Below are 17,062 nucleotides of genomic sequence, written 5' to 3'. Positions count from 1 at the left end.
CGGCTTATACATAAGTTCATGAAGTAAAAGTATTACATCTGATTTCATCTTGTTTCGCTTTAACACAAATTCGATACGGCTTATTTACAATAAGCCCATATTAAACGGCAAACAAAGTGTTAATAAAAAAAGGTCGCTCCTTCGAACGACCTTGGCAACACGCCAATAGAAGGTATATACAGTGGTACCTATTTAATAACTCATTAATTGACTTTGACTCAGCGTGAATGGACTAAACCCGCACCTTCTTTTGCCTTACAAATGTAGATAGATTCTTTTAGACCTGTTTCTAGTTCATATCTGGATTCAACTGTTTTTTTCACAGTTTCCACAAGTTCAATCTGTACTAGGGCAACGACACATCCACCAAATCCACCACCAGTCATACGAACTCCACCTTTATCGCCTATCACTTCTCTGACCATTTCAACCAATTTATCGATTTCATCAACCGTAATTTCGAAATCATCTCGCATAGAAACATGCGACTCTGCCATCAATTCGCTCAGGCGCTTAATATTATTAGAGCTGAGAGCTTTCGCAGCCTCACAAGTACGCATGTTTTCTGTAATGACATGACGAGCACGTTTTGCTACCACATCATCGAGTTCACTTTTACGTTTCTCAAACTCTTCAATATTCACATCACGTAATGCCTTTACTCCAAAAATACGTGCAGCTTCCTCACATTGATCTCGACGCGTATTGTATTCACTATCGACTAACCCACGCTTTTTATTAGAGTTAATGATAACGACTGCCAAATCTTCTGGTATTGGTACTGCTTTCGTTTCGAGACTGCGACAATCCAGTAACATTGCGTGATACTCACGCCCTTCAGCAGAAATCATTTGATCCATAACACCACAGTTACACCCAACAAATTCATTTTCTGCTTGCTGTCCAATCAATGCTATATCAGATTGACTAAGTTCTAATTTAAACAATTCCTTAAAGGTCTGACCGATAACAACTTCAAGCGCTGCTGAAGAGCTCAATCCTGCACCTTGCGGGACGTTGCCGCTTACAGATATATCTACACCTTTAATTGGGTAGCCTATCTGCAATAAACATTTAACTACACCGCGAATGTAGTTTGCCCACATCTTGCCTTCTTGGAATGTGATCTCTTTTGTAAGATCAAATTCATCTATAGCATTGCCGTAGTCGACACAAACTACTCGCACTAGCTGATCATCACGCATAGAAGCAGCTACAACAGCTTGATAATCGATAGCACATGGTAATACAAAGCCATCATTGTAATCTGTGTGCTCGCCAATCAAATTAACCCGCCCAGGGGCCTGGATAATATGAGTCGCTTTATATCCCAACACTTGTTCAAAGGAAGCTTTCACATTTTGGATTAGTTCAAACATAGTTAAATCTCAGATAAAAAGTACGAATTAGATGCCCGAAAACCATACTCAAGATAAGGGATTGAAGGATGGGTTCCAGAGCATGATTACTGTTCTCTATAGTGAATGTCACTTAGAGATCGTAAACGTACAGCCGCTTGCTCAGCCGTTAAATCACGCTGACTTTCAGCCAACATTTCATAACCCACCATAAACTTACGTACAGTCGCACTGCGTAATAACGGGGGATAGAACAATGCGTGCAGTTGCCAGTGGTCAAGATCTGTGCCAGCTTCAAAGAAAGGAGCGTAATGCCAACCCATAGAGTATGGGAAAGAACATTGGAACAAATTGTCGTAACGACTAGTCAGTTTTTTTATGGCGACAGCAAGATCATCACGCTGCTCATGATTTAGTTCGCTTAAACGACGAATGTGTGTTTTGGGGAGGAGCATCGTTTCAAATGGCCATGCAGCCCAGTAAGGGACAACAGCCACCCAATGCTCAGTTTCCACGACGATACGGGTATCTTCTTTTAGCTCGGCTTGTACATAATCCACCAGTAAGTTACTACCGTGTTTCTGATAGTAAGATTTTAGATGTTTCTCTTTGCGTTCGATCTCGTTTGGCAAGAAACTGTTCGCCCAGATTTGACCATGAGGATGAGGCTGAGAACAGCCCATAGTTTCCCCCTTATTCTCAAATGCCTGGACCCAAATATACTCTTTCCCTAACTCCTCAATTTGCTCGTTCCATGTATCAATCACTCCACGGATTTTTTCCACGGACAGTTCAGGTAGAGTTTTACTATGATCGGGAGAAAAACAAATCACTCGGCTCAAACCACGTACACCTTGGATTTGAAATAATGGATCGTCTGATACTTGTGCATCCGGCGAATCAACCATTAGAGCCGCGAAGTCATTTTTAAATACATACGAGCCTTGGTAATCTGGGTTTACATCACCAGAGATACGCTCATTTGTCGGGCAAAGGAAACATTTGTCGTCATATACAGATAGTTCATCAGTTGCGGGTTTTTCATCCGCGCCACTCCACGGACGTTTTGCTCGGTGCGGCGAAACTAAAATCCATTGACCAGTTAATGGATTGTAACGGCGGTGAGGATGATCAACTGGGTTAAATTCAACGTTTGACATTTTACTTACTCAACTATTTATTCATGCTAATCCGAAATACTACAACGGATGAAATTAATAACCTTGTGGGTTGTTAGACTGCCACTTCCAGTATCTAGCGTCATTTCAGCAACACTGCGTGTAGCTTTCCAACCTAACTCTCGTTCTGCCTTGCCAGTACTGGCCCAACATTCTGCAATATCACCAGATCTGCGGGGGACAGATTTTATAGGGAACAGGTTTACCGCAAGCAACGCCAAATGCTTCCGCCATTTCAAATACGCTATAGCCTTTGCCGGTACCTAGGTTATAGATATGTAATCCTGTTTTTTTTACCAACCGCTTTCAAGCCAGCAAAATGAATCACTGCTTAAATATCATGCTCAGCAAAAACTGAGTCTAGGAAGGCTTCATCTCGAATGTCTCCTTGCTAAAACTTAGGTTGGTTACCAGTTATCGCTTCAATTCTGTTTAAAACTTCGACCTTTGAATTGAACAAGTTATCAACAGTAATTGGTTCAAGACCTGCTTCCATCATCTGTACACAAATGTGACTATCGATGTAACCCATACCAGCTGTAATAAGTACTGCCACTGCTGGATCTCCTAAACTGGTTTCAAATTATTAAACTGCGTAGTTAAACTTTGAAAATTGATACGTCTTTTGTTAGCGCCGAGGAAACTTGACCAATGTCGCCATGGACACGAGCAATCGAACTGGCGCTATCAGTAATTTCATCACTCAGATTGTTAGTTAATTGTATTTCAGCATTCAACTTGTCCATATTCGTACATTGGTTGTCAGCGGCTATAGAAATACTTGAATTAATCATGTTGATTTGACCTACAACCTTTTCAACCAATTGAATTTGATTAATAACATCTAACGTACTGTTTCGATTCAACTCACTATTTTTCAATACTTGAGACATCTGGCTTACTATTTGATCTGACGAACTAGAGAATTGGTCTAGAAATTCATCAATTTCTGTGGTGCTACTTCTTGTCCTAGAAGCGAGTACCCGTACTTCTTCAGCAACAACTGCAAACCCTTTTCCGGCCTCGCCTGCCCGAGCCGCTTCTATGGAAGCATTTAACGCCAGTAAATCAGTCTGATCGGCAATTTTTTGAATAGTATTTAGGATATTACTTATGCCCTTAGTGACAGTATCCATACCCCCAATTAACGAAGAGATCTTCTCTGTATCATCACTTAGAGTAATTACGATTTTTTCCACGAAACTTCCTTTTTGTGAAGTTTCGCGAACCTGATAACTGACTTGCTCAGCAAGTTCCATTGACTGTTTTATTTGCTCTTGGACATCTAAAGAGGATTGACGAATATCGTCAATAGCTTCCGACAGACTTTTACTTTGAGCATTATATCTAGCGACCGTCGATACATTTCGACCTATATGTATATCAAGCTCTTCTCTTGCATCATTCAAAGAGCGATTAGAACTAGCAATGTTTAGAAATAAAGACTGTAGATTATCGATAAAGATATTTACTGATTTGGAAATATCTCCAATCTCATCTTTTCGATTGAGCTCTATTCTCTGTGTCAAATCTGCATCACTACCAGCTAAGCTTTCAACTAATATTTTCAATTTTGACAAGGGATTCAGTTGAATATTCAGTGTTAATAAACTAACGACTAACATCATAAATGCGCAAAGCGACATGTATTTAGTAATATCTTGGTTTATTCTTCCTGTAATACTATCAATATAGCTGTAATCAATATACGAACGTAAATACCATTTAGAATCAGCAACAGTAATTATATCGATTTTCTTTAGATCTAAGTTTTCTTTACCTGTTGAATAAATAGTATTACTCTGCCCATCAAGCAGCTCAAAATAAACTCCAGGAATACTATATCGTTTAATTAACCCATCGATTAAACTAAGGTCGATGGTAAAAAAATCTACTACTCCATTTTTCTTCTTAGAAACAATGACTTTTGCTTGACCAGTTTCAGAAAAAATCTGAGTAAGTTTTATTCCTTCTTCATGATCACGAGCTAAATCTATAAAATACTGAGATTGCTCTTTGTTCAAACTGCCTTTATCACTTAGTGCAGTCTTGTTAATTAGCTTAACAACTTGTTCATAACCAAGCTTTTGTTGGGTATCACGAATACCGATTATACCAAAATCAAGACTTTCTATAACTGAGATGTCTCTCTCGAGTGATTGCTTAATTTCACTGCTAATCAAATTTACATTACTAACCATGCGACTGTCGTAAGATTTGTTAATATAGTCACCAATTACAAACTTAACACTGAAAAAAGCCGCAACAACAGTTATTAGTAAAGACATAACAAACAGAGCGATAATCTTATTTTTCAACGACAATGGTTTCATAAAAGATCCAAAACAAAAGATTATTAAAGTGGGAATAGAGTTATATCCTGATCATTCACAAGAAATATAAATATCCAGTTTGATAAAAAGAAACAAAGAAAAACTAGTCAGTAGGTCAGGCAATTATTGCCTGACCTGTAGCAAAATTTAACTCATTACTTTTGAATTACCACCAAGCTTCAACTTGTACACCATAACTAATGGTGTCAGCGCTCTTACCATTGTCGAAGGTGTTATCATTTTCATTATCTTTGAAGTAACTAGCAAAGAATCTGATCTCAGGGCGAGCCATAATTGAATCACCTGCTGAGATTGCATGTGCTATCGTAAATTTAGTCCCACTAGATTTGTCAGAAGAACCTGAGTCCCATGTTTTCTCTTGATCAAAATAACCGACTTCGAAAATAGTTTTATTATAAGCTGACCAGTTATAAGTAGGACGAGCCACAAAAGAGAAAAGGTCTTCTTTATCTAACCAATCACCATGGTCTTTCGCTTGACCGTATGTCAACACATGATTGATTATGAAGTTGTCGGTGATGTTTAAATCACCAGTGCTAATGAAACGATAACCTTTCGCTTCACTTACATCACCACTCCAAATATCGTACCAACCACCACCTTGGGAGATAGCGTTTTGCGCTAAGCCTTTATCCATATATTGAAGAACAAACTTGTTCCAACCCATTGAGAAACTTTGGCTTATTTCTGCCGTTAACATCAATCCATTTTTTAGATCCTCTGTTAATGCCTCTTGCTCATCTGTTGGATTAACAAGTGCGTAATCGATACCAAATTCTGTCCATGAGCCTTCCCAAGGCGCAAATCCGGAATAACGCATATCTAAGAAATAAGTGTTTAAATCACCGTAACTTGTTTCATTACCGCTAGAATCCCAAGTTGAAAGCGCGTTATCTGCACGAATAATTGCAGTGGATAACGCTCCAGTGTCCAATTTAATGTTTTCTACACCTACACCATAACCAGAAACATTCCAATACTTGGTGTCAATAATATGAATGTCATGACGTTGATAGAAACGCTTACCAGCCCAAATAACTGCTTCAGGAGACGCTGGAATATAACCTTTTGCTTGAATGTTTAACTGTTTAATCGCGAAGTTGGCACTATCTTTTTTGCTCGACTCCGTTTCAAGATTACCGTCAGAAGACATTTCAAACATACTTTCAAAGTACATTGAACGACCATCTTTATTAAATAACTCTTGACCTAATCCTATTTCTGAATATGTATCATATTCATTCCCTAAGCGACCTAAAGTTGTTTTATTAAATTCATCCCCAGCTTTGGTACCACCGCCATCAGCGCTAGCTCCCAAACCAGCTCGCACATAACCGTGGAAATCTACTGCTAGTACTTGAGTAGCAGATAAAGAAGCTATAATAGCGACTGCCAATGATGCTTTTTTCATGTTTATTCCCTTTTGTATTACTTGATGTTATTGGCCGAGTAAATATTGCCAATATTTTATTTAAGACAATACTTACCCGTTAGACGAAATTCGTCTTATTTTATATATTGGTTTTTATTCCAGCCTAATTAGGCTGGAAATAACTATTTATTGTTTTTGATAACGATAACTTGATATGGAGCAACGACTATATTGTTTTTAACCTCATCACCCGTGCAAGCATTGACCCAATCCCCTAAAGGACATTCAAGTTCTCGATTTTCATTTAAAAAGTTCATAATAAATAAATAACGAGATTGCTCATCTTCGCGAGTTGTCAACGACAAGCCTTCAGGTATATTTTCGACTGGTTTACTAATGCCATATTTTTCAGCAATAGAGCTGTAGAACGACTCATTAAATTCAACGTCTGTACGTGCTGCTATATAATAGGCCACCCCATTACCAAACTCGTTTTTAGTAATAACTGGACAGCCATCAAATAAATTCTCTCGGTAATAAGCAATAGCCTCAGCTGATTCTAAATGAATGTGCTCCATTAAATGCTTAATATTAAATTCCCCACTAAAACCTAGCTCAGAATCATTTTCTAATTCAAACTTCACACTTTCGTGGTCATAAAGGGAATCAATTTCTTCAGCCCAAATACCGAACGTCCGGCGTAACGGGCTATTTGCTCCGCCAGGGAAACCGCCAAGGAAACATAAGTCGTTTTGATCAACGATTCCACTCCAGTAAGTTGCTATCAACGTTCCGCCTTGCTTAACAAATTCTTCGAAACGTTCCGCTACTCCCGGTTTTATAAGGTATAACATTGGCGCGACGATAACCTTATAAGGCATAAAGTCACATAATTGCTCAATAATGTCGCAGTTAATACCCTGTCTCCAGAAACCTCTGTAATGGTCGCACACAGTTTGTTCATACTGCATACCTTCATTACGAGGGCCCGAAGCGTCATCCATAGCCCAACGGTTTTCCCAATCAAAAATGATCGCCACTTCTGCCTTAGTCGCCGTTCCAGCCACATCGTTTATTTGTTTAAGGTACTCACCTACAGCTGTCACTTCTCGCCCAGTACGGGTGTCTGCGTGTCCAACATGGTCGATAACTGCACCATGAAACTTCTCGACAGAACCACGGCTTTTTCGCCATTGGAAATACTGGACAGAATCAGAACCGTGAGCTATTGCTTGCAACGAAGAAAGCAAATGCACACCATCTTTTTTCAGTTTGGTGATCGGCTGCCAGTTTGTTTGGCTTGGGGTTGATTCCATCAATAAAAATGGCTGATTTTTCAAGGTACGCATCAAATCATGATACATCCCTGTATAACAAGCTAACGCGACTTCATCATTGTCACGGTGCCATAGCGGATAGCTATCCCAAGATACAACATCAATGGACTTAGCCAACTCCCAATAGTTGTAATCGTAAAAGTATTCCATGAAGTTTGCCGTCGTTGGCAATTCAGGGTTAATACGTTTAAGAGGAGCTATCTCATGCTCACAAAAGTTTGATACGCGATCTGTACAGAAACGTTTCCAATCCAACTTGAGTGCATGAACAGAGTTTTCACCAATCGGCGACGGTGACTCAATTTGTTCCCAACTTGTGTATGTATGACTCCAAAAAGCACTCCACCAAAGCTTATTGAGGTTCTCTAATGAGCCATATTTGTTTTTCAACCATAATCGAAACTCTTCTTGACAGTAATCACAATGACAATCACCACCATATTCATTTGAGACATGCCAACCTATAACTGCAGGATGCTGGCTATAACGTTCAGCCAACTTTGCATTCATGATAGCAACCTTCTTACGATAATTTGGCGAACTATAGCAATGGTTATGGCGCTCTCCATGAAGTTGCTTCACACGAGAGCTATTAACTCGAAGGACATCAGGGTAACGTTGAGACAACCACGCAGGGCGAGCACCACTCGGTGTAGCTAGGAACACTGAGATGTCATTCGCTAGTAAGTTGTCCAATACCTTATCAAGCCACTCAAACTGAAATTCACCTTCCGCAGGTTCAATAGCGGACCAACTAAATATTCCCACAGACATAACGTTACATTGTGTCTGTTTCATCAGCTCAATGTCTTTTTCTAAAATATCCGGTCTGTCTAACCATTGTTCAGGGTTATAATCTGCCCCATGAAGCAAGCCTTTTATTTTAGGGATGACGTGTTTTTTATTATTCATTGTTGCCCCTTAAATACTTTTAATGACGGTAAGGCATTGCCTTCAAAATCGAATAGAGCCTGGTTTTCCCATGAGTTGCCCACATCCCACTTGTCACCACTATATTCCATCCCCGCCTGCGTTGACCAAGTCGCTCCATCAATCGGTAACCACGCTGGCTCCCAGTAGTAAATCCCTAATCCCTGATTATCAGGAAGTTCGTTCAATAGCGTCATAATGTCAGCTAAATATTCTGCCTGACCATCGACTGAGACACTGTACCCCTCAATCGGTCCCGCCTCAGAGTAGCTATTACCCAGCGCATCACCATTTTCAGTAGTAAATGGGAAAGATGTCTCGACTAGAACAATAGGTTTGTTGTAGCGACTGATCACATCATTCATATTGGCTTTTACTTTATCAATTGGACCATGCCACCAAGGGTAGTAAGACATACCAATCACATCGAAGTCGACACCACGCTTAGTGATTTCATCAAACCACCAACGGAATAGACCGTTGTCGCCAGCTTCAGCGAGATGCAACATGATCTGAATATCTTTGCCACTGTCGTTATCATGCACGGCTTTAATGCCGGTTTTTAAAAGAAGTGATAAACGGTCAAATTCCTTACCATCTTGCCCCCAACTTTTACCGTCTGGCCAAAGCATACCGCCATTAAGTTCATTACCAACCTGTACCATGTCTGGTACAACACCTGCGGCTTGGTGTGCTTTCATAACCTCTGCTGTATAGTCGTAGACTTTCTGAGTCAGGTTCTCAAACGTAAGTTGCTCCCACTCTTTTGGCTTTTGTTGCTTCTTAGGATCTGCCCAAAAATCGCTGTAATGGATATCAAGTAGGAATGACATACCGTTTTCTTGTGCGCGCTTACCAAGTTCAATGGAACGCTCTAACGTATTATTGCCGCCTCCAAATACATCACCAGTAGCTGACATCGGATCCACCCACAAACGTGCGCGGATAGAATTAACACCATTATTTTTCAATATATTGATCAGATCTTTCTCACTGCCATTTTCATAATATTTCCCACCTAACTTTTCTATTTCAGGCAACATGGAAATATCCATACCACGAATGAAATCAGCTCTCAGCTGTGGAGCAGTTATAACAATATTATCTGTATTAGTATTAATATCAGAGCCATTATTATTTGAAGAGTTTACAGATTGACAGCCAGCCAAAGCCACTGCCGCACTAATAAGTGCAACCTTAAATTTTGTATTCATATCTTTCTCTCTAGTATTAGCCTTTAGTACTACCCGCTGTTAAGCCAGATACAAAGTATTTTTGTAGTGATAAATAAAGAAGCGCTACAGGTATTGAAATAAGCACAGCACCTGCTGCATATGTCGTATAACTTGCACCCATTTTTTCCACAACTAAATTATATAATCCAATCGGCAATGTATAATTTTCAGGTGTTCTTAATATAGTGGTTGCGAGAATAAAATCGCCTAATGGCCCCGTGAAAGAGAATAGTGCCACTACCGCAATAATTGGTTTTGAAATAGGCAGAATAATTTCCAAAAAAATACGAATGTTACTCGCGCCATCCATTTTCGCTGATTCATCAAGATCCTTCGGTATTGCATCCAAATAACCTTTCATCAAATACGTATTCATCGGGATCATCCCCCCTACATAAACCAGTACTAATGCAAGATGGCTATTAATTAATCCCAACATCTGCGCTAGAACAAATATTGCAATTAAGGCTGAGAATTGCGGGATCATCTGCAACAGAAGGAATAGCATTAAGCCATTTTTTCTACCTCTAAAACGAAAGCGTGAAAACGCATATGAGGTACATGACACACTGATCAGCGTCAGTACCATGGTCATAAAGCTGATTTTCAAACTATTCCAAAACCAAGTCAGGTAAGCGACTTTCTCATTAGCAAACAAAGTTGAATAGTGACTTAGAGTAGGATTGTCCGGAAAAATGGACTCACCCATGATGCTATTGCCTGGATAGAATGATGCACCAACTGTCCACACTAACGGGTATATGATGATCACTGATACCAACAGGATAAGGCTGTAACTCAATGTCAATCGGATGCGATTACTACGCTTAATACTCATAATTATTATCTCGCCTCTTCTTTGAATGACTTGGTCATGCGGAATTGCCAAAGAGCAATGCCTACAACGAAAATCGATAATAGCAACGTAATTGCAGATGCAATTCCGTATTGTGATGAAGACATTGTCAGCTTATAAATCCAAGACACTAGGATATCGGTACCACCTGCGTTACTACCAATAACCGCTGGTCCTCCATTATTAAACAAGTAAATAATATTGAAGTTGTTGAAGTTAAATGTGTATTGAGTGATCAAAATCGGAGCAATCGAGTACAGCACCAGCGGCAGCGTAATAGTTTTTAGCTGTTGAAACTTACTCGCACCATCCATCGTCGCTGCTTCATAAAGATCATTTGGTATTGCTTGTAGAACTCCTGTTGTCATTGCGAATACAAATGGGAAACCTAACCAAGTTTGAATCAAGATTAGCGCAACTTTTGTCCAGAATGGGTCTGTCAGCCAAGCTTTAGGTTCAATACCAAAGAAATCGAGAATAACGTTATTGATAACACCAAAGCTGTCGTTAAACATCCCAGTAAAAATAAGGATGGTAACAAAACCAGGTACCGCCCAAGGAAGAATAAAAATGGTGCGGATCAATGGCTTAAATTTAAGGTCTTTCTGGTTAACCAAAATCGCTAATAAAACGCCGACTGTACATTGCAGTGTTGAAGCAACTAATGTCCAAACAACTGTCCACTGCAAAACATCAATAAAGGTGTTTCGCCATAAATTAATTTGGAAAATATTGAAAAAATTCTTTAAACCGACCCAATCAACCAATTTAGCAGGCGGCGAGTTGTATAGGTTGTAATTAGTAAAGCCAATGGCAAAACCAAATATGATCGGAAATACAACAACAAAGACTAGAAGTATAAAACCCGGACTTATCATGAGATAAGGGAAGCCCGCATTGATAACATTTCGATATTGGACGCGTAAAGAGTTAAGCTCTCGCCCTTCGTCAGTTAACTTACCGTTTTGATATGCGTCACTTATACTTAGTGCATAGACCATCAGGCCAAACACCACCACTAACGAAGCAATAATACCTTCTGCAAGCAGGAAAACTGAGTTATCTTCAGGTAGATTTTCACCAAGTGTTACAAGTCCCCACATCCCATGTGAAATGAAATCACGAGTTACTGCATAAAAACTTGTTAGCAAGATAAAAAACATTATGCCTTTTACAAACTGTCGGTTATATAACTGACCAAAGCCAGGAATTAACGCAAGTAAAGATGCAGTAACCCGGTGGGATCGATAAAACCCCGAATCACGCTCAAAATGTTTACTCATGTCAGACATCAATTACAACTCCATCTAGGAAAACTTCCAGCGTCAGTTAGCCCAGGTCCAAACTGTTATAAAGGGCTAACCGAATACTTACGCTAGGAAAAATCTTTTTAACTATTGACCCATCATTGCGTGGTTGGCTTCAATTTGCATTTGGATACTCTCTACCGCTGAGTTGAGCGCACTTTTCGCATCTTGTTTACTAGTCGCAATTAGCTGCAATGCACTATTAGCAGGCCCCCATACTTCGTTCATTTCAGGGATAGATGGCATGGATGTAGCGTGAATCGACTGTAAAGCAACCGCACTAGCACCAGGATCATTTTTGATAACTGGGTCGCTCACCAACTTAGCCACTGCTGGTACTTCACCCGTTAGCTCAAATCTGCGTTTAGCGTTCTCATAGTTATTAACGAAAGTAATAAATTCTTGGGCTAACGATTTATTTTTAGAGAAGGTAGATATGCTATAGCTCTTGACGCCCATGAATGACCCCATCTGTTCACCAGATGGCAATTTTGGAAGTGGAGCTACACCGTAATTAATTCCGGCTTCTTTATATGGCTGTAACGCCCAAGGGCCAGTTTGAACAATCGCTGCTTTTCCAGATGTGAATAAAGAATCTATGGCATTAAGACCATTATTACCGATGATACCTGTAGGAAATACTTTAGACTCGTAAAACTTTTGAATATATTCCGCACCTTCTACCGCCCCTGGGGTATTTAGTAATATTTTATCCGGGTCGTAGGAACCATCGCTTTTTTTACCGAAAACGTCTCCACCCATCCCGTTTAAAATACCATAGGTATAATAAAGCTCATCCCACTTAGCAAGTAGACCGTATTTATTATCTTCACGAAGTTTCTTAGATAACTCGAATATTTCATCCATAGTTTCAGGTAACTCAGAAATAAGATCTTTGTTATAAACCATGAATACCGTTTCAACGGATTTAGGTAGGCCGTATAGCACTCCATTATAAGTTAAAGCATCAATCGAAGATTGACTGAATGTATCCGTCACCGACTTATCAACTTTAACGGGAGCGAGTAGACCTTGAATGACTGCACCGCCTATTTGATCATGAGGAATCAAGATAACGTCAGGGCCTGTTCCTGCAGGTCCATCCATACGCAAGGACTCAACTTGACCACCATATGGCATTTCAAGTACTTCTACTTTTACATCATGCTGTTTTTCAAACGCTTCTACTGCCTCTTCGTTACCAAAAGACTTTTGAATGTCCTCCCAAACTAACAAAGATTGTTGAGCCAATGCCATTGGCGAACAAAATAAAGCAGCAATCGCAAGAGCTGACAAATTTTTACTAAATTTAATATCGTCCATAAAATTTCACGCCTATTGTTTCTGGTTAGAATAAAATTTATGGTGCAAATATGCTCCTTTATGTTATTTTTTCCATGCAGGTTATTCATTGATGTGATTTAAATCACCATAGTCGATAATTATTGTGATTTGGCAAACAAGCAAAAATAAAATTTACTAAATAAAAGACGAATTAGATCACGCACTTTATTTACTTTTCATTAAAGAGGAATTTGAAATGTCTTCGATTCAATTATCCAATGTCGTTAAACGATTTGATCAAACTCAAACTATTCACAACGTAAACTTATCAATTGAAGAAGGTGAGTTTGTGGTGTTTGTTGGTCCATCTGGTTGCGGTAAATCAACACTACTGCGTATGATTGCTGGTCTGGAGGACATCAGCGACGGTTCAATTTCGATTTCAGGAAATATCGTTAACGACGTACCACCTTCAGAACGAGGGGTTGCGATGGTGTTCCAGTCATACGCTCTTTACCCTCACATGACGGTTGCAGAAAATATGGGCTATTCACTTAAAGTAAACAAAATACCAAAAGAAGAACGAGAAAAAAAAGTACGTTTGGTCGGTAAGGCTCTTCAGCTAGAACACTTATTAGACCGTAAACCTGCACAACTATCTGGTGGTCAACGTCAACGTGTCGCTATTGGTCGAGCAATTGTGCGCGACCCGAAAGTATTTTTGTTTGATGAACCCCTCTCCAACCTTGATGCTGAATTACGTGTAGATATGCGCCTGCATATTGCCAAGCTCCATCAAGAGCTGAAATCCACAATGATCTATGTCACGCATGACCAAGTTGAAGCGATGACATTAGCAGACAAAATTGTGGTTTTGCGTGATGGAAAAGTCGAACAAGTAGGTTCTCCAATGGATTTATACAACAATCCAATCAACAAATTTGTAGCTGGATTTATTGGTTCGCCGAAAATGAACTTCCTACCTTGTCGCGTAGAAGCTTGGGACCAGGCTAGCTTAACCATAGGTTTTGATGTGGGCGGGTCAGTCACGCTACCTATAGAAATTGCACCGATTGAAGTAGGCAAAAAACTGACACTAGGCATCCGTCCAGAACACCTATCAACAAGTTTAGATACGATTGAACTTGCGTTCGAATGTGAAGTTGTTGAAAGATTGGGAGGCATGACCTACGTATTCGGCCAATGCGGTGGCGTTGACGATTTCAAATATCTCCATCATGGAGACACTCAAGTAAAACCAGGCGAGTCAATTTCGTTGTTTACATCACCATCTCACGTGCACATTTTTGAACCTGATGGAAGTGTTGTTAAATTTGATTTGGTAGAATTAGCGCACTAACCAATTAAGATTTAATCGCCAATATTTGCCCAAAAAACTTCGAAACAGTTGGGTAAATAAGCACACGATGATCAGAAAGCGTGCGGAGCGCTTTCTGGTTGAATAAAAACTATTTGGTGAAAATAAGGTAATATTTTGGCTACACTCAATGACATTGCCAAAAAGGCGAATATATCAACATCAACGATTTCTCGTTTTCTCAACGAAGACCCTACTTTGTCTGTCAGTGAGAAAAAAAAGCGGGCAATCTTGGAGGCCGTAGAATCACTTGGCTATCAATCCCCTAAACGTAGTAAAAAACAGTTTGTTCATCATGAAGTAACTAAAGCAAGTGAGTCTGTTGTCGGACGTGAAGTTGTTATTTTGAACTTTTTAACACCCACACAGGAAATTGACGACCCGTATTTTACATCTATCCGTGCAGGCATTCAAAATCGCTGCTTAGAAAAAGGTGTAGTCCAAAGGACACTCCATTTAGATCAAATCGATACTAATCTAAAGCTTATAGAAAATGCACCCGTTATTATCGCGGTCGGACATTTCTCCAAACATGTTGTAGATACTTTGTATCAAGCTAACAAAAATATCATATTTGTTGATTCCAATCCCTTGGGTAGTAAAACGGATGCAGTATTGATTGACAGGTTGGAATTATCTAATGAAGTCATGCAGAATATGTTAAAAATCCGTTGTAAACGACCCGCTTTTATTGGAAACAACGAGGAGCGATTACATACTTTTCGTAAAGTAACCAAAGAAAACGGCTTGTACCACGATTCGTTATGTAAAGTTAGTAAAGAATATTGCATTGAATCTGGATATCAAGCGATGAAAGAAATGCTACAACTCAATGAACTTCCTGACGTAGTTTACGCTGCGACAGATATGGTAGCGGTTGGGGTTTATCGCGCTATTTATGAGTATGGATTAACGATTCCAGGAGACATTCAAGTCATCGGAACAAATGATATTTCCTCTGCCCGACATATGAGTCCAAGCCTTACGACAATGCGACTATTTCCGTTCGAAATGGGAGAAGTAGCAATTGATATGTTTATTGAAAAAATAGAAGGTCGAAAATACAATAAAACGGTTTTATTTGGTCATGAATTCATATGGCGGGACAGTTTTAAAATTAAATAAATTCGATAACATTTATCATTTTATGCTGCATTATTAATGACAAATCGATTCAGTACTTTCGCATACTGATCTCACTCACAACTATGAAAGTAAATTTACTTAGGTAATTTACCCATAGTCACAACCTCGTAAATTATTTTATAAATAACTACTAACACTTATATAAATCACCTCAATAATAAAATTCATTGCTATATTACTTACGTTAAAAAATTAAATAACGAAAACGTGAACATATAAAACGGTGAAACAATGAATAACACCCTAAAAACACTAGCTATCTTCAGCTCATTAGTAACATCGAGCTATTCTCTCGCATTTATTAAAGGGGCAGATATTAGCTGGATAACTCAAATGGAAGACAGTGGCTACGAGTTCTATAACGATTGGGGCTACCGACAAGATGTACTTTCAATACTACGAGACCATGGAATGAATGCAGTGCGTCTTCGTATCTGGGTTAATCCCAGTGATGGTTATTACAGCTCACTGGATGATGTAATTGTCAAAGCGCAGTGGGCCAAAGACGCGAATATGGATGTGATGATTGACTTCCATTATAGCGATACTTGGGCTGACCCAGGCAATCAATGGAAACCCTCACAATGGCAACAACTGAGCTTCGAAGATTTAATGGGACAAGTATGGTCTTACACACGAGACTCGCTCAACACCTTAAAAGCAGCAGGTATCACACCAAAATGGATTCAAGTCGGTAATGAAACCAATAACGGAATGTTGTGGAATGATGGAATGGCCTCAAACAACATGCGTAACTACGCATGGCTGTTTAATAGCGGACGTAACGCAGCCAAAGAAGTCTTTCCAGATGCTAAGGTTATTGTCCACTTGGCAAACTGTCACGATAATGCCAATTTCCGATGGATTTTTGATGGCTTACAGTCTAATAGTGCTTGGTGGGATGTTATTGGTGCCTCATCCTACCCCAAGAATGCTACAGGTCTTACTTGGCAAGAAGCAAACAATCAATGTCTCTCTAACCTGAATGATATGGTCGAGCGCTACGGAACTGAAGTAATGATCACCGAAATTGGCGTGCCTTGGGATGATCCTCAAGCAAAGACTATCATTGCTGATATGATCCAAAAAGTACGTAGTATTAAACAGGACAAAGGTATTGGGATTTTCTATTGGGAGCCACAGGCATACAGTTGGCAAGGTTATACCTTGGGGGCGTGGGATCCAAATACGCGCCAGCCTACTCAAGCGCTTGATGCTTTTATTGACTAATTCAAAGCAGCGTATTTTACACTCCCCTCTAAAGATAGAGGGGTATAGTCATAGAGAAGCCGCTAGTATTTCAATTAGTTATCTGCTATAGCATCAA

Annotated in this window: 12 protein-coding genes and 1 pseudogene; 3 read left to right on the top strand and 10 right to left on the bottom strand. The window is 39.6% G+C overall.

The genetic code is table 11. The features are described 5' to 3' along the window. Positions 1–218: 218 nt before the first annotated feature. The 10 genes and pseudogenes from galK to HKI82_RS03320 all read right to left on the bottom strand — a co-directional run bounded on the left by galK (position 219) and on the right by HKI82_RS03320 (position 13,250). Complete coding sequence (galK, locus tag HKI82_RS03365; protein ID WP_102939561.1) at positions 219–1,379, bottom strand: galactokinase; 1,161 nt, start codon at positions 1,377–1,379, stop codon at positions 219–221. An 86-nt stretch (positions 1,380–1,465) separates the two neighbouring features. After that, on the bottom strand, positions 1,466–2,518 hold the full coding sequence (locus HKI82_RS03360) for a UDP-glucose--hexose-1-phosphate uridylyltransferase (protein WP_102939562.1): 1,053 nt from the start codon (positions 2,516–2,518) through the stop codon (positions 1,466–1,468). Positions 2,519–2,572: 54 nt separating this feature from the next. Continuing rightward, positions 2,573–3,092, bottom strand: a pseudogene (locus tag HKI82_RS03355) (GDP-mannose 4,6-dehydratase). A 43-nt stretch (positions 3,093–3,135) separates the two neighbouring features. Next, positions 3,136–4,869, bottom strand: a complete 1,734-nt coding sequence (locus HKI82_RS03350; protein WP_171137190.1) for a methyl-accepting chemotaxis protein — start codon at positions 4,867–4,869, stop codon at positions 3,136–3,138. Between the two features lie 166 nt (positions 4,870–5,035). Next, positions 5,036–6,301 (bottom strand): maltoporin, encoded by a 1,266-nt coding sequence (locus HKI82_RS03345; RefSeq protein WP_102939564.1) that lies wholly within the window; start codon positions 6,299–6,301, stop codon positions 5,036–5,038. A 143-nt stretch (positions 6,302–6,444) separates the two neighbouring features. Next, positions 6,445–8,511: a beta-galactosidase gene (locus HKI82_RS03340; protein WP_171137189.1), complete on the bottom strand. Its 2,067-nt coding sequence runs from the start codon at positions 8,509–8,511 to the stop codon at positions 6,445–6,447. After that, positions 8,508–9,743, bottom strand: a complete 1,236-nt coding sequence (locus tag HKI82_RS03335; RefSeq protein ID WP_171137188.1) for a glycoside hydrolase family 53 protein — start codon at positions 9,741–9,743, stop codon at positions 8,508–8,510. Before HKI82_RS03335 ends, HKI82_RS03340 begins: the two co-directional genes overlap by 4 nt. A 16-nt stretch (positions 9,744–9,759) precedes the next feature. Further along, positions 9,760–10,473 carry a sugar ABC transporter permease gene (locus HKI82_RS03330; RefSeq protein ID WP_269348397.1) on the bottom strand — a complete coding sequence of 238 codons (714 nt, stop codon included), beginning with the start codon at positions 10,471–10,473 and terminating at the stop codon, positions 9,760–9,762. Positions 10,474–10,607: 134 nt separating this feature from the next. Then, the gene (locus tag HKI82_RS03325) at positions 10,608–11,912 is read right to left on the bottom strand and encodes a sugar ABC transporter permease (protein ID WP_102939568.1); all 1,305 of its coding nucleotides are present in this window, start codon (positions 11,910–11,912) and stop codon (positions 10,608–10,610) included. A gap of 102 nt (positions 11,913–12,014) precedes the next feature. After that, positions 12,015–13,250: an extracellular solute-binding protein gene (locus tag HKI82_RS03320; RefSeq protein WP_206361783.1), complete on the bottom strand. Its 1,236-nt coding sequence runs from the start codon at positions 13,248–13,250 to the stop codon at positions 12,015–12,017. A 217-nt stretch (positions 13,251–13,467) separates the two neighbouring features. Between HKI82_RS03320 and HKI82_RS03315 the strand changes: the two genes are divergently transcribed. The 3 genes from HKI82_RS03315 (at position 13,468) to HKI82_RS03305 (ending at position 16,965) form a co-directional block, all read left to right on the top strand. Next, entirely contained in the window at positions 13,468–14,571 is a 1,104-nt protein-coding gene (locus tag HKI82_RS03315; protein WP_102939569.1) for an ABC transporter ATP-binding protein, read from the top strand. Positions 14,572–14,706: 135 nt separating this feature from the next. Next, entirely contained in the window at positions 14,707–15,714 is a 1,008-nt protein-coding gene (locus HKI82_RS03310) for a LacI family DNA-binding transcriptional regulator (RefSeq protein ID WP_206361782.1), read from the top strand. Between the two features lie 252 nt (positions 15,715–15,966). Beyond that, complete coding sequence (locus tag HKI82_RS03305) at positions 15,967–16,965, top strand: glycoside hydrolase family 53 protein (protein WP_102939571.1); 999 nt, start codon at positions 15,967–15,969, stop codon at positions 16,963–16,965. Positions 16,966–17,062 lie beyond the last annotated feature (97 nt).

The sequence above is a fragment of the Vibrio plantisponsor genome, from assembly GCF_013041605.1.
Classification (GTDB): domain Bacteria; phylum Pseudomonadota; class Gammaproteobacteria; order Enterobacterales; family Vibrionaceae; genus Vibrio; species Vibrio plantisponsor.
This window is presented reverse-complemented; position numbering and strand designations above follow the sequence as displayed.